This is a genomic window from Ectopseudomonas oleovorans (assembly GCF_003052605.1).
Classification (GTDB): domain Bacteria; phylum Pseudomonadota; class Gammaproteobacteria; order Pseudomonadales; family Pseudomonadaceae; genus Aquipseudomonas; species Aquipseudomonas oleovorans_A.
Genome location: NZ_QASO01000035.1, coordinates 24,382 through 48,106 on the forward strand (window position 1 = coordinate 24,382; position 23,725 = coordinate 48,106).

Genomic DNA, 23,725 nt, shown 5'->3' on the forward strand with positions numbered 1-23,725 from the left:
TACTTAATCGCCGAATAAAAGGAAACCACGATGGAACACTACCTGCTGGTCCGTATTCTCCACAGCGCCCCGGGCGTGTTGCTGCTGCTTGGCCTGATCGCCCATGGCGTCATGCTATTCAGGGCCCAGCGCGGAGGCGATGCCGCCGTGCTGGCGCGCAAGCTGCGCGTGACCCTGCTGTTCAGCTTCCCGGCATTCGCCGTGCTGGCGCTGAGCCTGCCGGTTACCGGCTACTGGCTGGTGGACACCGCCGGCTGGCCGCTGGGACAGACCTGGCTGTTGCTGGGCAGCATTCTCTATGCGCTGATGATGCTGCTCGGTTTGCTGCTGGCCGGTCGCCTGGCGGTCTGGCGTGCGCTGGGCGACACACCGGCGCCGACATCGCTCAAGCGTCTGTGCCTGATCTATGCCGGGCAGATTCTGCTGCTCTTGATCGTCATCATGGCGTTGATGGGGGCCAAGCCCACTTAAAGTAGCCGCAGAGCGGCGTTTGATGACCCTCTCCCACCGGGAGAGGGTGCCCGAAGGGCGGGAGAGGGCTTGTGGCTCGATGAAACTGCCCGGTAGCGTGTCGCGGGGCCGCCCAGGCTGTGCGCACCGGCGGTTGACGATGGAGCTTGCGGTGCGCGCGGCGCACCCTACGTTCGGTGGTGACGCTTAACGCAGCGAAATCACCGGCCAGCCGCGTTCGGTGGCGGTGGCGCGCAGCACCTCGTCCGGGTCGACCGCCACCGGGTTGGCCACGGTCTCAAGCAGCGGCAGGTCATTGCGCGAGTCGCTGTAGAAGTAGGCGCCATCGAGGTTGTACCCCGTTTCTGTCAGCCATTCGTTCAAGCGGGTCACCTTGCCGCCCTGGTAGCAGGGTGTGCCGGTGATCTGCCCGGTATAGCGGCCATCCCGCATGCCGCATTCGGTGGCGATCAATGTCTCCACGCCCAGGCGCTCGGCGATAGGCGCGGTGACGAAGCGGTTGGTGGCGGTGATAATTACCAGCTTGTCGCCAGCGGCACGGTGTTCGGCCAGCAGTGCCTCGCCCTTGGCCAGGATGATCGGCTCGATCACCTCGGCCATGAACTCGCGGTGCCACTGCGCCAGTTGCGCCATGTCGTGGCGGCCGAGCATGGCCTGGCTGAAATTCTGATAAGCCACCACATCCAGCTTGCCGGCGCAGTAATCGGCATAGAAGGCATCGTTGCGCGCCAGGTACTCGGCCGCGTCGACCAGGCCGCGCTGGCAGACGAATTCGCCCCAGCTGTGATCGCTGTCGCCAGCCAGCAGGGTGTTGTCGAGATCGAAAAGGGCCAAGCGCACGGTTCGTTACCTGTTCTGTAGAAAGGGAAGGCGCGCCAGAATAGCCGCTTTGCCGGGGCTTTCAAACAGCGCCTAAACCCGCGTTGCTGCTGTCGCCGGCTTTGTGGAACAATGCCGGAACTTGCGTGTACGAGGTTGCTTGCCGTGATCGATTCTGATGGTTTCCGCCCGAATGTCGGCATCATCCTGACCAATGATGTCGGCCAGGTGCTCTGGGCCAGGCGTATCAACCAGGATGCGTGGCAGTTTCCCCAGGGTGGCATCAATGATCGTGAATCGCCGATCGATGCGCTTTACCGTGAACTGAATGAAGAGGTCGGGCTCGAAGAGCAGGATGTGAAGATCCTCGCCTGCACCCGAGGCTGGTTGCGTTATCGTTTGCCGCAGCGTCTGGTGCGCACGCACAGCCAGCCGCTGTGCATCGGGCAGAAGCAGAAGTGGTTTCTGCTGCGCCTGACGGGGGCTGAAGACCGCGTACGCATGGACCTGACCGGCAAGCCCGAATTCGATGGCTGGCGCTGGGTCAGCTACTGGTATCCGCTGGGCCAGGTGGTCACATTCAAGCGCGAGGTCTACCGTCGCGCGCTCAAGGAACTTGCCCCGCGTCTTATAGTGCGCGACTGATACGGACCCCAATCGAGCATGCTCAATACGCTGCGCAAGATCGTCCAGGAAGTAAACGCCGCCAAGGACCTCAAGGCGGCGCTGTCGATCATCGTGCAGCGGGTCAAGGAAGCGATGGGCAGCCAGGTCTGCTCGGTCTACCTGCTCGACCCGGAAACCAACCGTTTCGTGTTGATGGCCACCGACGGCCTCAACAAGCGCTCCATCGGCAAGGTCAGCATGGCGCCCAGCGAAGGTCTGGTCGGCCTGGTCGGTAGCCGCGAAGAACCGCTGAACCTCGAAGACGCTGCCAGCCATCCCCGCTACCGCTACTTTGCCGAGACCGGCGAGGAACGCTACGCCTCCTTCCTCGGTGCACCGATCATCCACCACCGCCGGGTGATGGGCGTGCTGGTGGTGCAGCAGAAGGAGCGTCGCCAGTTCGACGAAGGCGAGGAAGCCTTCCTGGTCACCATGAGCGCGCAGCTTGCCGGCGTTATCGCCCATGCCGAGGCAACCGGCTCGATTCGCGGCCTGGGGCGCCAGGGCAAGGGCGTGCAGGAGGCCAAGTTCGTCGGCGTGCCGGGTGCGCCGGGGGTAGCGGTCGGAACCGCTGTCGTGGTGCTGCCCCCGGCTGATCTGAATGTGGTTCCAGACCGCAGTGTCGATGACATCGCTGCCGAGCTGGAACTGTTCGACAAGGCGCTGGGTTGGGTGCGCGAGGACATGCAGGAGCTGTCCGAGAAACTCGCCACTCAGCTACGCAAGGAAGAGCGCGCGCTGTTCGACGTCTACCTGATGATGCTCGAGGACGCCGCGCTGGGTAACGAGGTGCGCAAGGTCATTCGTACCGGCCAGTGGGCGCAGGGCGCCTTGCGCCAGGTGGTGCTCGACCACGTCAAGCGCTTCGAGCTGATGGATGACGCTTACCTGCGCGAACGCGCCTCCGATGTGCGCGACCTCGGTCGGCGCCTGCTCGCCTACCTGCAGGAAGAACGTAAGACCACGCTGGTCTATCCGGATAACACCATCCTGGTCAGCGAGGAGCTGTCGCCGGCGATGCTCGGCGAGGTGCCGGAAGGCAAACTGGCCGGTCTGATCTCGGTGACCGGTTCGGGCAACTCCCACGTGGCGATTTTCGCCCGCGCCATGGGTATTCCCACGGTCATGGGTGTGCTCGACCTGCCGTACTCGAAGATCGACGGCATCAAGCTGATCGTCGACGGCTATCACGGCGAAGTCTTCACCAACCCCAGCGAGCTGCTGAGCAAGCAGTACGCCGAGGTGCTCGAGGAGGAGCGCCAGCTCACCGAAGGGCTCGACGCTCTGCGCGCGCTGCCCTGCGAGACCCTCGACGGCCACCGTATGCCGCTGTGGGTCAACACCGGCCTGCTCGCCGATGTTGCTCGTGCCCAGCAGCGCGGCGCCGAGGGCGTCGGCCTGTACCGTACCGAAGTGCCGTTCATGGTCAACGAGCGCTTTCCCAGCGAGAAGGAACAGTTGGCCACCTATCGCGAGCAGTTGCAGGCCTTCCACCCGCTGCCGGTGACCATGCGCACCCTGGATATCGGCGGCGACAAGTCGCTGTCCTACTTCCCGATCAAGGAAGAGAACCCCTTTCTCGGCTGGCGCGGCATTCGCGTCACCCTCGACCACCCGGAAATCTTCCTGGTGCAGACCCGCGCCATGCTCAAGGCCAGCGAGGGGCTGAACAACCTGCGCATCCTGCTGCCGATGATTTCCGGCACGCAGGAGCTGGAAGAGGCGCTGCACCTGATCCACCGTGCCTGGGGTGAGGTGCGTGACGAGGGTACCGATGTTCCACTGCCGCCTATCGGCGTGATGATCGAGATTCCGGCAGCCGTTTATCAGACTCGCGAACTGGCGCGCCAGGTCGATTTCCTCTCGGTCGGCTCCAACGACCTGACCCAATACCTGCTGGCGGTCGACCGCAACAACCCGCGCGTGGCGGATCTCTACGATTTCCTCCACCCGGCGGTGCTGCAGGCCTTGCAGAAAGTGGTCAACGACGCGCATCTCGAAGGCAAGCCGGTGAGCATCTGTGGTGAGATGGCCGGCGATCCGGCGGCTGCCGTGTTGTTGCTGGCGATGGGCTTCGATTCGCTGTCGATGAACGCCACCAACCTGCCCAAGGTGAAATGGTTGCTGCGGCAGGTCACCCAGAGCAAGGCCACGGAACTGCTGGGGCAGGTGATGACCATGGACAACCCGCACCTGATCTACAGCACCCTGCACCTGGCGCTGCGCAACCTGGGGCTGGGCCGAGTGATTAACCCGGCGTCGAATATCCAGGCCTGATTCGCCTACCGCGCATGCTGGTACGTCCAGCATGAGCTTGGTGAAGCCCGGGGCCGGCTGACGGGTTTCGCCTGGCTCTAACCATCCCACGATGCCGAATAAACGCCGCAACCTGACCTGTAGGAGCCGGCTTGCCGGCGATCACGTCAGCCGCCATCGCCCGCAAGCGGGCTCCTGCCTCAGGGGATTTATCTCGCCATCGCCTTTCCCCGGATTGCATCCGGGCTACCGACGTAACGCGACCTCGTCGAGTACGGTGCTATGTGGGCCGAAGCTGCGCTCGGTGATGCTCCAGCCGCCATTCTGTTTGAGGTTCAGCACCGTGCTGGCGCGAGTGCCGTAGGTGGCGCTGGCGATAAACACACTCGACAGCAGGCGCTCCGTGGCCAGTCCTACGCCAGTGTCCGGCAGCAGGTGGTCGGCTGGCTGGCTGCTGTCGCTCAGCATCTCAAGCAAGTCCTCATCCACCCCATCGATGCGCTCACTCAACGCATCTCTGGCGCGCAGCAGCTTCGGCCAGGGCGTGTCGAGGCTGGCGTTGGACAGGCCATATATGCCGCTCTCTAGTTGCCTGGGCTGCCCTTCCTGAGAATTGAAATGCCAGAGCTGTTGAGCATCGCCAACCAGCAGATTGAAGCCGGCATATTCGGTGGCATCGCGCATGATCCTGTCGAGATAGGCCGGCGCCGACTCCTGACCCAGCAAGTAGTCGGCTGTCAGCGCGCCGCGTGAACGCGGGCCGGCTTTCTGCCTGGAATCGCGGATATTGGTCAGCGCCGCGAAGCGGCCTTGCGCGGTAACGCCGAGCCAGGTACCCCCAGCTTGCAGATCGCGACCGGCGAATACACCAGGTGCATCCGGCCATTCACTCAATGCGGCGCTGGGGCGTGAGTAGAACTCGTCGCGATTGGCCGCCAGGCGCAGCACCGTCGGGCTTTCGGGCTGCCAGGCGAAGACGATCAGGCACATGCGCATTCCTCCTATGGCGGAGTCTGGCAGGCTAGCGAGCTCAGCCAGGGGCGGCAACCGTTCCGTCGATCCGTGTGCCGTTGAGGAGACATTTCCGCTACCATGCCGCTTTGTTTTTGGGGGTGTCTATGGAGCTGCTGCTCTACCTGGTACTGGGCTCGGCTGCCGGTGTGCTGGCTGGCCTGTTCGGCGTGGGCGGTGGTCTGATCATCGTGCCGGTGCTGGTGCTGAGCTTCACCGCACAGGGTCTGGCAACGGAAATCCTCACTCACCTGGCAGTGGGCACTTCCCTGGCGACGATCATCTTTACCTCGATCAACTCGCTGCTCGAGCATCACCGCAAGGGCGCGGTACGCTGGCCGCTGTTTCGCTGGCTGACTCTGGGTATCCTGCTGGGTGCAGCGCTGGGGGCGCTAACCGCAGCGCTGATCCAGGGGCCTTGGTTGCAGAAGATCATCGGTACCTTCGCTATCATCGTTGCTGCGCAGATGGCGCTGGACCTGAAACCCAAGGCCAGTCGCGGTGTCCCAGGCAAGCCGACATTGACGGTAGCCGGCGGGGTGATCGGTTGGGCTTCGGCGATCTTCGGCATTGGCGGTGGTTCGCTGACCGTGCCCTTTCTGGTCTGGCGCAGCGTGCCGATCCAGCAGGCGGTGGCCACTTCGGCGGCCTGTGGCTTGCCGATCGCCATTGCCGGTGCGCTGAGTTTCATGTTTACCGGTTGGGGGAATCCGAATCTGCCGCCATGGAGCGTCGGTTTCGTCTATCTCCCGGCATTGCTGGGCATCGCCGTGACCAGCATGTTCTTTGCCCGTTTTGGTGCGCGCCTGGCTCATCGCCTGTCGCCACTGTTGCTCAAGCGTTTGTTCGCCCTGCTGCTGTTCAGCGTGGGCCTGAGTTTTTTCATTTAAGGAGTCCTGGATGCTACCTTATCCGCAGATCGACCCGGTGGCCATCGCCCTTGGTCCCCTGAAAATCCACTGGTACGGCCTGATGTACCTGGTCGGTATTGGCGGTGCCTGGCTACTGGCATCGCGCCGGCTGGAGCGTTTCGATGCGACCTGGACCAAGGACAAGCTGTCCGACCTGGTGTTCTGGGTGGCCATGGGGGTGATTCTCGGTGGCCGTCTGGGCTACGTGTTCTTCTATGACTTTGCCGCCTATATCGCCGAACCGGCAAAGATTCTGCGGGTCTGGGAAGGCGGCATGTCCTTCCACGGCGGGCTGATCGGGGTGATGCTGGCGACTTGGTGGTTCGGCAAGCGCAACGGCAAAAGCTTCTTCGAGCTGATGGACTTCATCGCACCACTGGTGCCGATCGGGCTGGGCGCCGGGCGCATCGGCAACTTCATCAACGCCGAGCTGTGGGGCAAGGCCACCGATGTGCCCTGGGCGATGGTCTTCCCCTCCGACCCTGAGCAACTGGCGCGCCATCCGTCGCAGCTGTATCAGTTCGCCCTGGAAGGCGTGGCGCTGTTCACCATCCTCTGGTTCTATTCGCGTAAACCACGTCCGACCATGGCGGTATCCGGCATGTTCGCCGCCTGCTACGGGGTGTTCCGCTTCATCGTCGAGTTCGTCCGTGTGCCGGACGCCCAGCTGGGCTACCTGGCCTGGGGCTGGCTGACCATGGGCCAGATTCTCTGCCTGCCTATGATCCTCGGCGGTATCGGCCTGATCGCTTACGCCTACAAGCGCCAGGCCGTACAAGGAGCCGTCTGATGAAACAGTACCTCGATCTGATGCGCCACGTGCGCGAGCACGGCACCTTCAAGGAAGACCGTACCGGTACCGGCACCTACAGCGTGTTCGGCTACCAGATGCGCTTCGACCTGGCCGACGGCTTCCCCCTCGTCACCACCAAGAAGTGCCACCTGCGTTCGATCATCCACGAGCTGCTGTGGTTTCTGCAGGGTGACACCAACATCAAGTACCTCAAGGACAACGGTGTCAGCATCTGGGATGAATGGGCCGACGAGAATGGTGACCTCGGCCCGGTGTACGGCTACCAGTGGCGCAGTTGGCCCGCGCCCAACGGCGAGTCCATCGACCAGATCGCCAAGCTGATCGAGATGATCAGGAAGAATCCGGATTCGCGCCGCTTGATCGTCTCGGCCTGGAACCCGGCGCTGGTCGAGCAGATGGCCCTGCCACCGTGCCACGCGCTGTTCCAGTTCTATGTGGCGGACGGCAAGCTCAGTTGCCAGCTCTATCAGCGTTCGGCAGACATCTTCCTTTTATGCCCCCATCCAGAAATCGCACAGTACGTGATGGTTGCGTAAAAAAATTTACCTTCACGGTCGGTTTATTGTGATCTACGATAGCTGCACTGTTTGCACAATGCGTGCTGAGGGTAAATTCGATGAAGGTGGTTGCTGCGAGAAGGGTGGTTCTGGATCTGAGTGAGTCCTTGCTGAATGAGGATGGGGCCCAGGTATCAGGTCTTGTGAATGTCACAGGAGGTGCGGTCTTTGATGACGACGAACGCTTGTTGCCCCTGTGCTCAGGGTTCCTCACACAGCATGCCAAGGAGGAGTCCCTTTCGATCACTTCGGTAGAGACCTATGGCAAAAACCTAGGGTATGCCCACCAATACCTGAAAACCCGTCGTGAATTCGCCACAGCCAGCTCAGACGAAGCCTTTCTCGAAGTCAGCAGAAGCTTGCTGGCCGAGTACATTGCCCACCTGATTGAGAACGAAGAACTCTCGACGAAGACGGTGCGCAACCGAGACGCCACCCTGCTGTCCTTTTACGACTCCTATCTCTGCGCTCCGACCTTTCGTGGGCCAGTTTTGCGTGAGGATAACCCTTACGAGAAAGGGCTGATCTCGCCCAGTCCCAAGAAGAACCTGGTCATTCCTTGCAGCCTCTTGGAGCTTGAAACTCTCATCACCTTTAGTGACTGTGAGCGCGAGCGCGGCGATTTTCAAGGTAGTTGTCGCGTGAGCGTGTCACGCTGCCTTTGATGTTTGCTGCAGTACCGCTTCCCGCTCCGGGTTCAGGCACACGATTGGTGCCAGCACCCAGTTCCTGATGTTGCCGCTCCAGCGCTCCGGGTGCCGTGCACGCGCCGCCTCGTACAGCTCGATACGCTTGCGCAGCAACTCTTCCGCCTGGCCAGTATGTCGCTGCGCCGGGGTCACGAACTTCAGGGCGCTGTGGCGATGTTCATGGTTGTACCAGGCCACGAAGCTGTTCACCCAGTTCCTGGCCTGCTCCAGCGTGTCGAAGGGCCGCTCCGGCCACAGCGGGCAGTACTTCGCCGTGCGGAACAAGGCCTCGGCATAGGCGTTGTCATTGCTCACCCGCGGGCGGCTGAACGAGGGCATCACACCCAGGTTCTGCATGGCCGCCAGCATGGTCGAGCCCTTCATCGCGCTGCCATTGTCCGAGTGCAGTACCAGCGGCTGGCCTGCTCGCTGTTCACGTAAGCAGGCCTGGCGTAGCAGCTGGGCGGCCTGCTCGGCGCTTTCACTTTCATGCACCTCGTTGGCCACCAGCTTCCGGCTGTAGACGTCCTTGATCATGTACCAGTAGAAGTAACGGCCCTTGACCGTGGTCGGCAGCCAGGTGATGTCCCAGCACCACAGCTGGTTCGGGCCGTCGGCCACATGGGTCGTCAGCGCTCGTTTCACCGGTGGGCGGCTACGGCCGCGCGGATGCTGCTGTTCGGCGTCCTTCAGCAACCGGTAAAAGGTCGACTCCGAGGCCAGCCAGGTGCCCTGATCGGCCAGCCGCGCCACGATCTGCTGCGGCGGCAGGCTGGCAAACTCGGGCTGGTTGGCGACCTCCAGCACGCGGCGGCGCTCTTGCGGGGTCAGCTTGTTGGCCGGCTCAGCTCGCTGTGCCGAAGGACGCCGATCCTCCGGGCAGTGCTGCCAGCGCTGCAGGCTGCGCAGCGACAGGCCCAGTTCGGCGCAGGCCTGCGCCCGCCGCGCTCCCGCCGCCACGGCGTCCTCGATCAACTGCAGCGTTTCACGGCGATCCGGGGCGCTGATCATTCGTCCTCGTCCTTCCCCCAGAGCGCCTCGGCTTTTTTTCGCAACACCAGCAGAGCCGCGGTTTCTGCCAGCGCCGCAGTTCACGCTCCAGCTGCTTGATGCGCTTCTTCGCGGCCTTTTCCTCTTCGCGTTCGCGCCGGGTCTTGCTCGGCTGAGCCAGGCTGTTGGCCTGCTCGCAGGCTTCGCGCCAGGCGTTGATCTGCTCGACATACAGGCCTTTGCGCCGGCAGTACTCCGCCAGCTCAGCCGCATTGAGGCTGGCGCTTTCCAGCACCACCCGAAACTTGTCCAGGCTCGACCACTGGTCGGCCTGCTGTCCATCTCCCGGCACCACTGCTCCCGCTGCTCTGGCCTGTTTGCGCCAAGCATACAGGGTGGCATCAGTAATGCCTGTCGCTTCCACCAGCTCCGGCACCGTCCGGTTCAAGGGCGGCATCATCTGCCGCACCACCCACTCCCGATGCTCTATCGAATAACGCGCCACACGGCTCTCACTTCCGCCCACCGACCAAGACTCATCGAATCAACTCACACGACAACTATCCTGACGCGGCGGGAGCGCTGCGTACTCCAATTCATTTTTGATGCAGGGATCAGGCGCTCAGAGCTGCCCAGGGTGACACTGGCAGCTGTTAAAAAAGCCCTGGATGCCCAGCGGTATCAGTACATCTCCAGCGGTGATGCCCCTTCACTCGATACTGACTACTGCTCGCTGGAAATTGCAGGCAGCAAGGGCCGGTCGAACCAGGAGAAGCCGCGTTACACGCTCGTCAGCCGCGCCACCTTGCAGCGAGTTCAGCGGTATCACGCCTCTGTTCTCTACAGGAAGCACGCACGCAAGTTCAAAGACGCTGAAAGCACACCTGCATTCATGAATGCCCATGGTGATGCCTATACGGCGAACTCTGTCAGCAAGCTGCTTGAGCGGTTGAGCGCTAGGGCAATCAAGGCCTGCAAGCTGAAGAAGCCCATTTCTCCACACAAGCTCAGGCACGGCTATGCCTATGCAATCTTGAGCAGTCCCGATCTCGGGGAGGACTTTGCGGAGCGTCTGTTCATCGCCCAGAAAACGATGGGCCATGCAGACATCACGACGACCCAGATCTACACCATGGTGCCGTTCGACATCTACAGCCGCATCAACGGCGCCATGGATGACACCACCACCAAAGCTGAGAACATGCAGGCGCTATCAGATGCGACTCGCTTGAAGATCGGCCTGGGAGATAGCAAGTAATGACAGCGCATGAGCAGGTATTGATGGGCCTCCCAACCTTGGCCGAGATTGAGCAGCGCTTGGGTGAATGGGTAGTAACAGTCAGTGGCAACCGAAAAGCCCTTTTGGATATCCCACTTCAGTACACCGATAAAACCACGATCTCTCGTCGATTCGTTTCAGAAGTCACTGGTCTTCCAGAAGAGACATTGCGTATCGCTCTGCGTGACCACAGGCATCTCCTGGCAGACCTCGAACAGGAGATGCACCGGGAAGGGATCATCGTCCAGGGCTACAACATTCTCGACAGCGAACAGAGCCGACTGGTGCTGCGCTGGTATGAGCACCTGACGGATGAGGAAAAGCTACAGGTCGAGCTTCGCGGCGACCTGGTTGCGCATATCGGCTACCTCAATCAAATGGAGGCATTCAAAAAGAGCCCGCTTCGCTACCCCTTATACAAAATCAAGCGCGCAGAGATAGCCCAGGATGTCATGCGACGCCGTGAGCTTGTTGATGCGATTCAACAGCACGAGATTGCCCAACGTGTCGAGGCATGGGCGAACAAAGCTCTCGCATCAAGGCAAGCGCTTTTAGATGTTGAGTTGGGCATTAAAGAGCCGCTTGCCATTGCTCCGTCCTACCTTGAGAAGGAGTTCGGTGCAGGCGTTGACCGCATTCAAGCCAGTGAGTGGTTAACGAGGGTCATACAGGGCATGCAGCGGGAGAACATCATCCTGCCTGGGTACAGCCCTCTGGAGTGTGAGGCGCGCAGGAAGATACTGCGCTGGTACGAAAACCTCAGCGATGAGCAGAAGCTTGGTGTTGAAGTTTTTGGTGGCCAAGTGAAGATGAAGGGATACCTGGATCAGGTGCCTGAGCTGGTTCCTGGCCACAAACTCTTACCGCTCTACAACGAGACTCGTGAGGAAATTGCAAGCGATGTAATCCGTCGTCGTGAAGATCACCAGCGCATGCTGGATCTGATTCCTCAGGAGCTAGATCCAGTCACTGAAAGCCGACTGCAACAGTGGTCTGACAAGGTCATTCAGAGCCGTACGGCATTGCTAGACGTTGAGCTGGGGAGTGGCAAGGATCCAAACATCTCGACTTCATACCTGTCTGAGCAGATCGGCATTCAGCTCGATACGGGCCTAGAGCACCCTGCATTACAACGCGTCATCGACGCCATGGTTCTCGAAAAGATCGTTGTGCAGGGGTATGGCTCCACAGAGTGCAACCTACGGCGAATCGCATTGCGCTGGTTCGAACGACTGGACGACCGTGAAAAGGCGAGGGTTCGCCTAATTAACGGGCAAATAGCACATGTGGGGACGCTAGATCAGATCGATGGTATTGAGCTTAATCATCGGCATTATGCACTGCTGGGCATCACGAGAACTGAGCTTGGCCAAGCAGTATTGACACTCCAAGAGCAATACCCACCTGAAGACACCTCTTTTTCACACACGGTGCAGAACCAGCTAAATCACTGGGTAGCTTCTGTCCTTGGTCGCCGCGAGAAATTGTTGGAGATTGAACTTGCTCAGAAGGGCCGCCTAGCGGTCTCTGCCACTTATGTGAGTAACCTGACTGGCCTTAGTAAAGACACGCTCTACGGTCAAACAGAGATGCCCGAAGTACTTCAGGCCATGATCGCCGAAGGCATCATCGTGGAGGGCTACAACGTTGGCGATTGCGACAAACGCCGTAGGCTTCTGCGCTGGTATGAAGGTCTGGATGATCTGCAAAAGCTTGCCGTAGAGACTCATGGCGATCAGGTAAAGCCTGCTTATCTCGAAACAATCCGCGAGGTTGCAGGCATCAGGCCTTCGCCCCTGTACAACCTGACGCGTACGGAGATTGGGAAGGATGTCCTGAGGCGACGCGCTGAAGTGGCAGCCCCACCAGGCAGGACAGGCACCCACGAGGTTAAGCGCAGGGTGGATGAATGGCTGAAGGATGTGTTGAGTAGCCGTGAAAAGCTTCTGACAGTTCAGCTCAATGCCAGCGGCCCCCTTGCGGTTTCAGTCCCATACCTCTCCGAACAGCTTGGTGTCAGTAAGTCGGTGCTGAACAAATACAACGACATGCCCGAAGTGATCGAAGCCATGAAGCGCGAAAGGATCATTCTGCCGGGCTACATGTCATCTGAGTGCGATAAGCGCCGAAAACTCCTGCGTTGGTATGAAGGGCTTTCAGAGCAAGAGAAGTTCTCCATCCCTCTGTTTGGCAACAAAATCAAAAAGAAGGGCTATCTGGATCAAATTCCTGGAGTCCGGGAGTTACTCACCAGCTCCATGCACAAACTGATCAACCTGACTCTCGATGAGATCAGTGAAGATCTGGTGCGGCTGGGCGTGGGAAATAGCGATTACAAGACTGTTGAGGAGCGCGAGCTGGAGAAGGCTCAGAAACCTAAAGAGGAGACGGTCGGCTACAAAAAGCACTTCTTTGCGTTGCGCGCGGTATCAGTCGCATCAGTGGCTGATTTGGCGCAGTCAGCAGATATTCCGTTCACTCCTGTGATGCATTTATTCGCCGCTGCAACCATGCAGAGTCATAGTGAGTCAGGCCAGTCCAATTATTACGATGCCTGTAAGTGTTTTATCCAGTGCCTTGTTGATGGTGGGCACAACGAAGGTGATTCAGTGCTGACGATGCTCGGTGAGCACACACTGACTCGGTTCAGGAAATACCTGCAAAGCCTGCTTCAGAATGCACAAATCTCCACGGCAGTGGCCAATACGCATATGAGCGCAGCTAGGAGGATGTTGGAGCGTGCGACGGAGATTGACGGTCTGGGCCTGCACAGCTTTTATCCTGCGTCCGGCTTCGATGTAGCGCGTGAAACCGATCTTTACAACCCATATTCACCTGGTGAACGCAGTCGAATTTCTGAAGCCATACAGACTGCGATTGCCCATACCCATGCTTTGGCCCAACCCTACGTCTGCACCGGGGTTGGTCAGGATCCCTACGACGAGCACGGCAAGGTCAAGGTTGGCATAGCGACGCTCGAAACCGCGCGGTGGATTTTCGAGAACAAGCTGGGTTGTGTTCCAATTAACTTCGCCAATCTTGACGTGAATGACAAGTACCACAAGTACTTTAGGAATGTCCTTAACGCCTCCAGCTTGTCGATTTATGAAATCTACGAAAGTTGGGGGGTTCTTTATGACCGTTCTTCAAAAGTGCTCGCGCCTTACATCGCAAGGCTTGCGCAAGTAACAGGCCTTAACGCTGACTCCATTGCGACGCTTCAACTAGATGACTTTGTTCCCGTGCATCCGCTTAGCCAGCGGCCCTGCTTGCGGTATTGGAAAGAAAGGTCGACAGGTGAGAAAGAATACCATCTGGATATTTTCAAAGCTGAGATATCCTGGCTGACCACTAGTCAGGCCAGAGAAATTAAGAAAATCTTCGATGATGTAATTCTCATAACATCAGAGTTTAGAGGCGCTGCTGACCCGGCTATTAAGAATGACCTGTTCATTTACAAAGCAATCTCTACGCGCACGTACGGAGAAATAAAGTCAATCTCTGGCCAAGGTAATATTTTGAATATTGCCCTTAAGGGTTTTGCAGAAGCGAAAGGGCTATTAACTGATGGTGGTGAACGTCTTTCACTTTCGCCTTCGCGTTTCAGGCCCAGCTTCGTCAGCGAACTAGTTGAGAGAGGTGTCTCTGTTCGCGAAATTCAAATGATGCTTGGTCACGAGAGTATTGAAACAACACTCAAGTATTTGGAGCGGATGGACTTCAATCGGGTTGCGCGGGATAAGCTGGAGGTTGCGCTTAGAGAAATTCACTCTGAAACCATTACAGATAAGCCAGTAACCGCAGCCCCTGATATTAACTCCGGCAATGACGACAATATTATCTTCAAGACGCCGCTTGGCGGGTGCAAGAATATTTTCAATCCGCCAGATTTCATAAAGAATCTTCGTAACTACGTTCCTGGAAAACCTTGCGCGCTCTACAATAAATGCTTGGCTTGCGAAAATAATATGATTACCAAATCGGACTTGCCCGCGCTGTTCGCAATGCGCAGGGATTACTTGCATATACTGCACACTAATCGGGTGGCGGATACACCATATGGCTATGTGGTTCTTGAAAATCTAAATCTGCTTGAAAATATTTTGGATCCAGAGCTTTCTGATTTTTCGCAAGAAGAACTTGAAGAAGCTGAGCGCCTGTCGGAATACGTTGATACCAATATTGCTATTGAAGGGGTTGGGCAATGAGTGAGAAATATATCAACCAACTAGCCCAATTCCGCACCTGGCGTACTGACTTCTTGCCGGCTGTCGAGTCGGCAGTACAAGACCTAGCAACTACTAGTGGCGTAAGTGAAAGCGCTCTAGAGGCTTGGGGTTACTATCAATCCCTGATGGCAATGCCAGTATCTAAACTGTCGAAATTTGGTGACGCTGTATGGGATTTTAACGCAGACGATCCACATGCGGCGAGAAACGTAAAGGGCGCAAAGCTAAAAATAGACTTTGCCAGATACACAAATCTTAATGCGACGGCAATCTTAGAGGTAAAGGCAGCACTTAATTTTTATTTGCTGGCTCCATCGGCAGTTGCGGGCGATACTCCGAGAAGTAAAAAAACAGTTAAGTACAATACTGCCATTGCTAACTTTGAGAGTGGTCTAAGATTTGTTGATCGCATGTACGCTTGTGCCATTGAAGAGTACAAGGCGGCTTTCATTTCCTCGACGTGCTTTAGTATCTCTCAGCTCGATGACGGTATCTATGAAAAAGCGGCAGAGACATTTGAGCATAAATACAGTAATGGGCTTTCTCGATTCTTTAGTATTTTGCGATCCCCGTATTTGAGGGATTCAGTATTTGGTAATCCTCTGAGCAATAAAAAGCTCGAATCCTTACCTTGGAAATTGGAGGATTTAGAGGAAGATGAAGATGGCGACGAAGAAACTCAGGGCGATCAAGATGATGAGGCAAATCATCTGCCTAATGACGTTTTTGAGGCGGTTTCGAATTTCGCATCCTTGCAAGTGGTTGATTTTCTGGATGCGCTGAGCTTGCCAATTCAAGACGTGGACTCGCTAAAGCGGAGGAATGTTAAGGGCTTCAGGATGAGTGGTCAGTATGGGCTTTCCCCCAGGCTGATGGAGCTATATACCGTCATGCGTTTGGGCGCCAAAGGGTATGACTATTCGGCAGTCATGCAGCTTCTCGGTGCTGTACCTGAAGGCGTAAGTATTGGCGATAAGCTTGTTTCAAGAGATGCCATCGAGAAACTGGCAGGGGGTTTGATAAACGATGACTTTAGAAAATACTTAAACCTGGTGAATTACAGTTGCTGTTATCTGGTTGCGCAGTATACCGGTATGCGCCCATCTGAGTTGTGTGAGCTCATGGTGGAGAGCTGCTTGATTCAGGAGGGGAGGTATTGGCTGCTAGAGTCCAGAGTAATCAAGCATCAGCAGGCAGATCGCAAATTATTCGATGACAAATGGATTGCCATACCTATTATCAGAGATGCTATTGAAGCAGCCCGTGTGATTGCGCGTTACAAACAAAGTCCGTATCTGTTTTCGAATGTGGCCACGGTAGCGCCAGATAGTGTTTGTCTTGCATTGCACTCAGGTGGGATTAAACACCAGTTGCAGAAGCTGTTCTCTGTCGTGCTCAGTAAGCAGCAGTATCAGGACTTGGAGTTCAGTCCGTACACCCTTCGACACACGCTTGCATTTCAAATGTATCGGATTGACCTTGGTCTACCCTTTATTTCCCATCAACTCAAACATTTTGGGGAGATCGTAGGTGGATACGCAGGGAAGGGTGTAAGTAAGGTTACACTGGGCTACGGTGGCATTGGCGACATGCTCGGGAAAGGTGGCCGCCATGTTAAAAACCCGCTTCGTAGGGAGGCGGAGATTGAGGCCGTAAAGGATTTTTATGACCCTGACGGTGGCTATGCTGGCCTTAATGCGTCTGCCCACAAGGCCCGTAATCAGCAAGTCTTTAAAGGCTATATGGCCGCTGGTTACACTAAAGATCAAATTATCGCTGCCATGGCTGATCAAGGCATGGCTATAGTTAACGTCGGCTTAGGCTTTTGTTATGGCAATGTAACTGAGGACTTTAATGATGCTCTGCCTTGCGCAGGGGGACTTCGCTGCAATCCCAATAGGTGTTCAAACTCAGTTGTAGGCGATGTTCATGCGCCCAAGTGGCGTGAGGTTTATTATCAGAATAAAGCATTGCTTGATGATCCGCTGTATGCAGATCGGCGCGATCAAATCGAAGAAATCATGAAAGAAGCTGCTGGTGTCCTCAAACACTTGGGGCAGGAGGTCGAGGATTGAAGCAGCAAGCATTTGAGAGTCGAAACAAAGAAGACTTTGACCAGAATACAGAGGCATTAAGTAAAGCTTTACAGGCCATTGCGTCCGATAACAAACTCAAGGCAACCATCAGCGAGCTAAGTCGAATTTCGGGTATTCATAGAAATACTATTCGTAATAGACGCTGGCCATCTGAGCGATTGGAAGCAATAAAGGAGCAGCGGAAGCTAGAAGAACTAAGAATCAAACTTAAGAAAGAGAAACGACAAGACCCGGTTTCTGTGTTGGCGGAAAAGCTAGAAAAAAGCCGTCTTGAAGTAGTATACTGGTTCAATCAACGTAACGAGCTAGAAGAAACTGCTCGCGCATTAGAAGTTAGACTTAAATCTATGGGCGAGAGTCGCGATTTTTATCTTAAGCAGTCCGAGGCAGGACTGCTTGAAATTAAAAGTCTGAAGCTCGAAATCGAGAAGCTCAAGGGAGTCATCTCGGTTCTTGAATCTGAGCGCTGAGGGCTCTATATGAAGGCTTATCAAGATTTACTGTCGGACGTTCTCAATAATGGCGTCCAGAAAGGCGACCGCACTGGTACTGGCACCTTGAGTGTTTTTGGTCGTCAGTTTCGTCATAATCTAGAAGATGGTTTTCCACTTCTCACCACTAAGAAAGTTCACTTCAAGGGTATCGTCAATGAGCTGCTCTGGTTCTTGAAAGGCGATACCAATACCAAGTGGCTGAAAGAGAATGGTGTGACCATCTGGGATGAGTGGGCGACCGAGGACGGTGACCTGGGCCCTATCTATGGCAAGCAGTGGACGGCCTGGCCGACGAAGGATGGCAAGACGATCAACCAGATCGACTATGTCGTCGATACCCTCAAGAACAACCCCAACAGCCGTCGCATCCTGTTCCATGGTTGGAACGCTGAATACCTGCCGGATGAGAAGGTCAGCGCCCAGGAAAACGTGAAGAACGGCAAGATGGCGCTGCCCCCGTGCCACCTGCTGTACCAGTTCTATGTGGCCAACAATAAGCTGTCGGCTCATCTGCTAATCCGGTCGTCAGACCTGTTCTTGGGCTGGCCGTACAACTGCGCCTCACTCGCGACACTGACCCACATGCTCGCTCAGCAATGCGACCTTGGCCTGGGTGAGATCGTCATCACTATGAGCGATGCGCACATCTACCTGAACCACCTTGAGCAGGTGAAGCTTCAGCTCACTCGTGATCCCAAGCCTCTGCCGAAGCTGAAGATCAAGCGTAAGCCTGACAGCATCTACGATTACTCGTTTGAGGATTTCGAGCTGGAAGGGTACGAACCGCACCCGCACATTGCAGCACCGGTTTCGATCTGACCGTTTTTATTGGGTTAAGAATAATCAAGCACGCCATCCATGGTGTGCTTGTTTGGCTCCTATCGGGTTTAATCAGGGATTTTTTCAACCCGGTCGAAGAAGTTGGCGCGCAGCTCAATCTGATGAGAACCATGCCGGTTTATCAGCTTGCGTTTTATGGGCTCTGACTCAACAGTCTCCAAGTCAAGCCAATAGCTATAGACCAGCCCATCGTCCGAGTCGTTAATGGTGATCTCTGCATCGGTTAGGTGCGCCGCCTCATCAATGCCGATCTCCAACTCATCGGCCAGTGCTTGCTCAAAAGACACTTTTGGCGATTCGAGCTCCTGGAGGTACTCGCGCTCCATGTCTGCCAGCTCACGCTCATGATCGAGATCACGATCAGATTGGCCACTGCTGATCAGCAACCCATCCTCCTCAGCAAGCATCCAAGCCCCATCCCGGCGAAGCAGGGTCACGGCACAGTCCATAAAGAACTCAGTGCCTGCATACATCCGCTCAGGGTGTTGCTTGCCGCGATAGGACAGAGAAACACTAAGGGATAACGTGCCTTTAGTGCTGTCGTACTCAGCGGTGTGTGCCACTAGGTCAGCGATGCAGAACTCAGAAGCATTGCTTTCGGCAATTGCACTGGCAAGCTGATCCTCCAGCTCCGCCTCTAGCTCCTCGGGAACCTCGTCTTCATGAATGGCATCGCGAAGATCCGATACACCCAAGGCGGCAGACATGAGGCGTACCTCTAGAGGCTTAACCTCAGCAGTTTTCATTAACTCGTGGAAGTTCGAAAACTTGGCTGATTTTGCGATGAGCTCCAGTGCTGCGGCGTGCTTGATGCCCAGCTTGCGAGAGAGGTCTTTGGCCTGGGACTTCAGGATGTTGCAGCAAGAATAAGCAGACATGGTGCGGACTCCAAACCTGAGACGCTTGGTTACCGGTTACCTGCTCACCGGGCAGCGTCATGGATTGGCGTGCCGATGTGATAAGAGTGGAACGGATGGGCTATTGCTTCGAGTAGCAGGTGCCAGGCGACCATCACCGCCTAGGTTTGATACTAGATCTAGGACGCGGCGGTGCGCAACTGGCGAAGTAATTTGGCGTTAAGCTGCCTGCCTGCCTGCCTGCCTGCTTGGCAGGCGGTCGGGTGTTCGAATTTCTCTTGGGTGTTGAGCTGCCTGGCGAGGCGAGGCCGGAATTGCTCAAACTCCTCAAATTTGATAAGATTCAGTGGCAGTAAATGGATTCAGTTCCTTCAATGAGGTAGCTGCTATGACCAACCGTACCGAGACTTTGCGGCCTGAGGTGAAGACCTTGGTTGAGCTGGGGAATGGTGTGGGTGGCACAAAGGTGAGTGCAGCGGATCGGGCAACCATCAAAGAGAACCTCCTGAGGGCCTTTGCAATTTCGAAGGAACGCTCTCAACGTCATGCCCGTGCCACCCTCTGATCCTCGCGTAAAGAAACAACCCATCGCTGGCGTTTACCTTCACGATCTCTTCTACGAAATCAGTGAGGAGATTGGGTACACCTATGACGTCGCTGGTAGCTATATCGATCACCTTACCGATCTGATTGACCTCTGGTCACAGCAGGGCTTCATCGAAATCTACTCAGAGACCGCTGATCGCAGCTGGGGTCGAATTAAAGACTCCAATTCGGTTCCAGGTTCAACGCCTTGGTATACGGGCCTTTACCACGCTAGGCTCGTTAAGAATGGCGAGAATGATCCGCTGGTTGTGGTGGTATTTGAGGAGCAGGATGAGGGTGGCAAGGTGCATCATGTTGCCAGCATCCGATTTATGCTCGACCACTCCGATATGTTTGGGGAGGGCGGTGAGAAGTTCAGCACGGACAAGATGAAGCAAATCCGTCGCCGGATTGATGATTTCATCATGCGGGCTGGGCGCCCCACAGTCGTTTGACCGTACAGCGCTCCTGCCCTGAAGCCTCCCAGTCCAATCTAAGTCCTGATTCTGCTGACTCTCTGGAGTTCAGCAGGTAAGGGTTTTACCAGCCGTCCGTACTCGCCTGAGATCCAATATCTCATCAACGGCGTCTGCGATTGGCGTAGTCCCCTCGTTCATCGCTCTGACCTGTTGAACCATGCCCACGGCTGTAACGATTGCGTTCAGTCTGTCGCCGGGTATTTTCTTGGCAATTGTTAGTGCTAGCTCTTCATCGGTGATGTTGTAGCGTTTACACCTATCATCCGCCCGAAGCTCACGCTCTGCTCTGAAATGTCGTCCCAGGGCCATGGTCACCTCCACTTTGGATATGTGTCCCTTCAGCTTAAGCTGATGCCGTCTAGACCTGCATCCAGGTGGGCCAGATTTCCGGCGAGCGGTGGTGTCGTATGTCGTCAACCTGGCCAGTTCACGGAGAAGGTATGAAGCCATTGCGGTGGTAATCTTGAGAATCTCTAGTGCAGCTGAAGCGTCATTGCAGGCGTGCACGCCATTGACCTCAAACGGCAGGTATCGATGAAGAAAGCTTCTGATGGCGCCAATACACACCACTTGATCGGTTCGGCTGTCAGAGCCCTAGACCCCGTCTTTACCACTGGCAATATCAGCTCAGCATTCGCCAGCTCTCAGCTACTGACAGAGCGGGCCAGTGCTCAATTGGCCATGGCAGCAATAGAGCCCTTGGGCTCTACATATTCAGCTACTATTGCCGCCGCCAGTGCTGCAATCCGTGATGCGCTAAAGCCCAGCCTGGCAATGCAGGCCGTACTGGACTCAATCCGTCCAATTAAGGACATGCACTCACAGCTTTTCCAGGCTTCAACAATTTCCGCTGAGCTCCGCGCACAGGTCGCCGAGCTAACTCAAGTTGGCCAGATCGCCAAAGAGATGGCCTCGGTTCAGTCCCTTCTCAGCACCTCTGTCTTGGCGGACGCCAAGTCAATTCGTGAGATGTTGGGCGTGATGGAGCCCTTGGCAGGCTCCTCGCGGGTGGCCGCAGAGCTTGCGGCAATTGCGACTGCAAATTCGTTCAGTACCTATCCTAAGATGGCTGAGCTTCTCTCAATGGGGTCATCCCTGTTGACGGCAGGCAGCCTGGCTGAAGCGGAAGCGTTGGAGTGGGACAGACCTGCTTCTAGCCAGCTGCTTTCGACCATTGCAGCAGCAGCTGAAACTCTTAGAACGGCACCTGCGCCCGCTCCGCACCTGACCGACCTGCCTGCTGCCAGCAATGATGTTGACGGGTGGCAGGCCACCACACAGCAGCAACTCCAGGGTGAACTGGCTGATGCTGCATCGACCGGAGACCTGTCAAAGCTAAGCCCGGCAGCAAAAGCCTTTTTCAAATGGTTTTGCAGGTTTATACAAGTATTGGTCGCCTACCTTGCCATCCAGAATGCTGTTCGCGAAGAGTTGTGTTTTATACAGCCCAAGTTGCTACCAGGCATGACAGCAGGGCAAATGGGTAAGACCGTGCGACGGGAGATGTGCTCAGCGGCATTCATCCCAGATGGAGACTTTCGTTTTGTGAAGGGCGAAGGCGTGCGGTTAAGAGGAGGGCCAGGCACTAAGTCTGAGATCCTACCTATTCACTTGGTCGATGGGCAGATCGTAGAGGTGCTTGATGCCAGTAACCCGGACTGGCTGCATGTAGTTGTGGTCGCAGGGGGATCAGAGGGCTGGGTGTCAAGAAAGTACACGCGTAAGTTCACACTGAATTAATATACCCATATATTGAGGGAGCCAACATCCCTCAACAATCAAATCCAGCATTGAATGGCCAGCTCTGGCCGGATATGCCCCTTCAGTTTTCATTAGGAATCCGCATGTCGATCATTGCCGAGTACAAAGCCCTCGAAGCCCAAATCGCTGAGCAGCAGGCCCGCCTCGAAGCCCTCAAAAACGACCAAAAGCTTCAGAAAGAGATCGAGTTTGAAAACAAACTCCGCGCCTTGCTCGCCGAGTACAACTACTCGCTGCGCAACGTAATCGCGCTGCTTGATCCGAACGCCGGTAAGACCGCTGCGGCCCCTGCGAAAGGTGCTCGCCGCGAGCGCACCGTTAAGATTTACAAAAACCCGAACACTGGTGAAGTGGTTGAAACCAAGGGCGGCAACCACAAAGTGCTGAAAGCCTGGAAAGCTGAATACGGCGCAGATGTCGTGGATGCCTGGCTGCAATAAACTCGTTTCGAGTTGATCTGAGGGCCGCGAAAGCGGCCCTTTGCATTTGCGGAAGAGACATGACGCGTAGTGAACAACGAAGGCTCTGGGCGATTGCACTGGACGAATACGGTGCTGAGGCCTTGGAGCAGAATGTGCTCGGTTGCCTAGAGAGAATTCTGGCCGGCGACCTGGCGCAAGAGCTTCCGAGCCATGTCAGTGCCGAAGGATTGGCTCAGCTGGTGGGGATCCTGCTGAGCAATATCGAGAGTGGGGAGCGACCGCTCCTAGGTGAGCTATGGCCACTGTACCGACAGCATTTCCTTGTTCTGCGATACCTTCAACGCCGGCTGACATTTTCTCTCCTGTCCGACCTCCCCGCAGACCTCGTCCCCAATGGGATGCTTAGGTTTAAAGCTCAAGCAGATTTTGGCGTCTGAGCCCACGACCCCGCCTCAAGAAAACTCTGCCTTCAGGGTGTCATCTTGCGAACGCCATCGAGCTTGCGGTGCATGAGCGACACCATTGAGAAAATGTCCAAGGCGTCCTGTTCAGACATCGGCCAGTTGAGTTTGGTCGCATGCGCGAGAGGGTTTCGGACAGCGCCGAACAGGCCGATCAACAAGTTGGCAAAGCCTTTTTGCTCGCTTTTCTCCGACTCGGTATTCAGTGGCCCCAGTGCCAATAATGGGTTCTGCCCAAGGAATGCCTGGGTCACTAGATCATTGCCGTCGCAGCCAAGACCTGTCAGATCACGGATTCTCTGCGCAACGCCCTTCGTTGCTGCGAAGACCGCATGAAAGCAGTTTTCGTCTAGCAGCTCAGAGCGGCAGTACTTGAAGACTTCCTCGTGCACGGAACGTGCTTCCAGGGCGGCCTTCAGGCGGCCTGCTCGTGCGCGGGCTGCGTCCAGTGTCGCGGCTCGATCCGTACGGCCAACCTGGCCGTCATCCCGCACATAAAAGCCTGAGAATGCGAGAACAACGTTGAGCTCATCTCGACGCCACGTGAATGCGGTTCGATCACGTGCATAGCTCACCGGGTTCATTGCAACGTTGATGAACTGAATCACATGGTTGCCCGCCTGGCGTTCGTTTTGGCTTGTGGCAAAGGCGTTGTAGAGGCGCTTCCATTTGGTATTGCCTGGATCAACGTCAGCAGCCCCAATCTGTTGCAGCAGCCGCCCTATCTGTGTGCCACTTAGGCCGCGTTCTGTATCGGCCAGCACTTGCGAAATAGCTTCCAGGTGCTGCGAGCTGAAAGGCTCGATTCGAGTTCCCACAGTGTTTTCTCCCCAGGCAAGTGATGCAAAGCGTTGGCTATCATGCCGCTGTTCGATGCCCTAAGGCACCGCCTGGCCGCTCGGCGCAGATCTGTTATGCTTCCGGGCATCCATAGGTGCAGCCGCTGTCGTCTGTCTAGCGAGCCGTTTGGCCATAAGCCCCTTGCTTGAGTCGAAGCACTAGACAAAAGGGGGGCTACTTCACTAGAATCTGAGTTGT

General features: G+C 56.4%; 20 protein-coding genes and 2 pseudogenes. 16 read left to right on the top strand and 6 right to left on the bottom strand.

Going from position 1 to position 23,725, the window contains the following annotated elements; translation table 11 throughout:
* Window positions 1-30 precede the first annotated feature (30 nt).
* Window positions 31-471: a DUF2269 family protein gene (locus DBO86_RS06115; RefSeq protein ID WP_108233227.1), complete on the top strand. Its 441-nt coding sequence runs from the start codon at window positions 31-33 to the stop codon at window positions 469-471.
* Between the two features lie 186 nt (window positions 472-657).
* On the opposite strand, the gene DBO86_RS06120 is transcribed toward DBO86_RS06115, so the two are convergent.
* A complete protein-coding gene (locus DBO86_RS06120; RefSeq protein WP_108233228.1) occupies window positions 658-1,311 on the bottom strand; it encodes a histidinol-phosphatase in 654 nt (217 codons plus the stop codon).
* 144 nt (window positions 1,312-1,455) lie between these two features.
* Between DBO86_RS06120 and DBO86_RS06125 the strand changes: the two genes are divergently transcribed.
* Both DBO86_RS06125 and ptsP read left to right on the top strand, forming a co-directional pair.
* Window positions 1,456-1,935 carry an RNA pyrophosphohydrolase gene (locus DBO86_RS06125; RefSeq protein WP_074860405.1) on the top strand — a complete coding sequence of 160 codons (480 nt, stop codon included), beginning with the start codon at window positions 1,456-1,458 and terminating at the stop codon, window positions 1,933-1,935.
* Window positions 1,936-1,953: 18 nt separating this feature from the next.
* Window positions 1,954-4,233, top strand: a complete 2,280-nt coding sequence (ptsP, locus tag DBO86_RS06130; RefSeq protein ID WP_108233229.1) for a phosphoenolpyruvate--protein phosphotransferase — start codon at window positions 1,954-1,956, stop codon at window positions 4,231-4,233.
* A 225-nt stretch (window positions 4,234-4,458) separates the two neighbouring features.
* Here ptsP and DBO86_RS06135 read toward each other — a convergent pair whose 3' ends face one another.
* Window positions 4,459-5,202 (bottom strand): NRDE family protein, encoded by a 744-nt coding sequence (locus DBO86_RS06135; protein WP_108233230.1) that lies wholly within the window; start codon window positions 5,200-5,202, stop codon window positions 4,459-4,461.
* Window positions 5,203-5,330: 128 nt separating this feature from the next.
* On the opposite strand from DBO86_RS06135, the gene DBO86_RS06140 reads away from it, so the two are divergent.
* The 4 genes and pseudogenes from DBO86_RS06140 (at window position 5,331) to DBO86_RS06155 (ending at window position 8,170) form a co-directional block, all read left to right on the top strand.
* The gene (locus DBO86_RS06140; protein WP_017675914.1) at window positions 5,331-6,113 is read left to right on the top strand and encodes a sulfite exporter TauE/SafE family protein; all 783 of its coding nucleotides are present in this window, start codon (window positions 5,331-5,333) and stop codon (window positions 6,111-6,113) included.
* Between the two features lie 10 nt (window positions 6,114-6,123).
* Window positions 6,124-6,924: a prolipoprotein diacylglyceryl transferase gene (gene lgt, locus DBO86_RS06145; RefSeq protein WP_108233231.1), complete on the top strand. Its 801-nt coding sequence runs from the start codon at window positions 6,124-6,126 to the stop codon at window positions 6,922-6,924.
* Window positions 6,924-7,478, top strand: a pseudogene (locus DBO86_RS06150) (thymidylate synthase); the annotation flags it as partial. The gene lgt and the pseudogene DBO86_RS06150, both read left to right, overlap by 1 nt.
* Before the next feature lie 86 nt (window positions 7,479-7,564).
* The gene (locus DBO86_RS06155) at window positions 7,565-8,170 is read left to right on the top strand and encodes a hypothetical protein (RefSeq protein ID WP_108233232.1); all 606 of its coding nucleotides are present in this window, start codon (window positions 7,565-7,567) and stop codon (window positions 8,168-8,170) included.
* Here DBO86_RS06155 and DBO86_RS06160 read toward each other — a convergent pair.
* Window positions 8,156-9,689 (bottom strand): annotated as a pseudogene (locus tag DBO86_RS06160) (IS3 family transposase). The gene DBO86_RS06155 and the pseudogene DBO86_RS06160 sit on opposite strands and share 15 nt — an antisense overlap.
* Here DBO86_RS06160 and DBO86_RS06165 point away from each other — a divergent pair.
* Genes DBO86_RS06165 through DBO86_RS06185 form a run of 5 tightly spaced genes read left to right on the top strand, consistent with a single transcriptional unit; the run spans window position 9,666 to window position 18,101 of the window.
* Window positions 9,666-10,442: a tyrosine-type recombinase/integrase gene (locus tag DBO86_RS06165; RefSeq protein WP_108233247.1), complete on the top strand. Its 777-nt coding sequence runs from the start codon at window positions 9,666-9,668 to the stop codon at window positions 10,440-10,442. The pseudogene DBO86_RS06160 and the gene DBO86_RS06165 sit on opposite strands and share 24 nt — an antisense overlap.
* Window positions 10,442-14,671, top strand: a complete 4,230-nt coding sequence (locus tag DBO86_RS06170; RefSeq protein WP_108233233.1) for a site-specific integrase — start codon at window positions 10,442-10,444, stop codon at window positions 14,669-14,671. Before DBO86_RS06165 ends, DBO86_RS06170 begins: the two co-directional genes overlap by 1 nt.
* On the top strand, window positions 14,668-16,767 hold the full coding sequence (locus DBO86_RS06175) for a tyrosine-type recombinase/integrase (protein ID WP_108233234.1): 2,100 nt from the start codon (window positions 14,668-14,670) through the stop codon (window positions 16,765-16,767). The genes DBO86_RS06170 and DBO86_RS06175 overlap by 4 nt, the downstream gene beginning before the upstream one ends.
* Entirely contained in the window at window positions 16,764-17,258 is a 495-nt protein-coding gene (locus DBO86_RS06180; protein WP_108233235.1) for a hypothetical protein, read from the top strand. The genes DBO86_RS06175 and DBO86_RS06180 overlap by 4 nt, the downstream gene beginning before the upstream one ends.
* Before the next feature lie 9 nt (window positions 17,259-17,267).
* Complete coding sequence (locus tag DBO86_RS06185; RefSeq protein ID WP_108233236.1) at window positions 17,268-18,101, top strand: thymidylate synthase; 834 nt, start codon at window positions 17,268-17,270, stop codon at window positions 18,099-18,101.
* A 68-nt stretch (window positions 18,102-18,169) separates the two neighbouring features.
* On the opposite strand, the gene DBO86_RS06190 is transcribed toward DBO86_RS06185, so the two are convergent.
* Window positions 18,170-19,000: a hypothetical protein gene (locus tag DBO86_RS06190; protein ID WP_108233237.1), complete on the bottom strand. Its 831-nt coding sequence runs from the start codon at window positions 18,998-19,000 to the stop codon at window positions 18,170-18,172.
* A 524-nt stretch (window positions 19,001-19,524) separates the two neighbouring features.
* On the opposite strand from DBO86_RS06190, the gene DBO86_RS06195 reads away from it, so the two are divergent.
* Window positions 19,525-20,019, top strand: a complete 495-nt coding sequence (locus tag DBO86_RS06195) for a hypothetical protein (protein WP_108233238.1) — start codon at window positions 19,525-19,527, stop codon at window positions 20,017-20,019.
* 69 nt (window positions 20,020-20,088) lie between these two features.
* Here DBO86_RS06195 and DBO86_RS06200 read toward each other — a convergent pair whose 3' ends face one another.
* Entirely contained in the window at window positions 20,089-20,352 is a 264-nt protein-coding gene (locus DBO86_RS06200) for a hypothetical protein (protein WP_108233239.1), read from the bottom strand.
* A gap of 225 nt (window positions 20,353-20,577) precedes the next feature.
* On the opposite strand from DBO86_RS06200, the gene DBO86_RS06205 reads away from it, so the two are divergent.
* The 3 genes from DBO86_RS06205 to DBO86_RS06215 all read left to right on the top strand — a co-directional run bounded on the left by DBO86_RS06205 (window position 20,578) and on the right by DBO86_RS06215 (window position 22,663).
* Entirely contained in the window at window positions 20,578-21,783 is a 1,206-nt protein-coding gene (locus tag DBO86_RS06205; RefSeq protein ID WP_146173188.1) for an SH3 domain-containing protein, read from the top strand.
* A 104-nt stretch (window positions 21,784-21,887) separates the two neighbouring features.
* The gene (locus DBO86_RS06210) at window positions 21,888-22,244 is read left to right on the top strand and encodes a histone-like nucleoid-structuring protein, MvaT/MvaU family (protein WP_108233241.1); all 357 of its coding nucleotides are present in this window, start codon (window positions 21,888-21,890) and stop codon (window positions 22,242-22,244) included.
* Window positions 22,245-22,303: 59 nt separating this feature from the next.
* Complete coding sequence (locus DBO86_RS06215) at window positions 22,304-22,663, top strand: hypothetical protein (RefSeq protein ID WP_108233242.1); 360 nt, start codon at window positions 22,304-22,306, stop codon at window positions 22,661-22,663.
* A gap of 32 nt (window positions 22,664-22,695) precedes the next feature.
* On the opposite strand, the gene DBO86_RS06220 is transcribed toward DBO86_RS06215, so the two are convergent.
* Window positions 22,696-23,505, bottom strand: coding sequence for a TIGR02391 family protein (locus DBO86_RS06220; RefSeq protein ID WP_108233243.1), 810 nt, complete (start codon window positions 23,503-23,505; stop codon window positions 22,696-22,698).
* Between the last annotated feature and the right edge of the window lie 220 nt (window positions 23,506-23,725).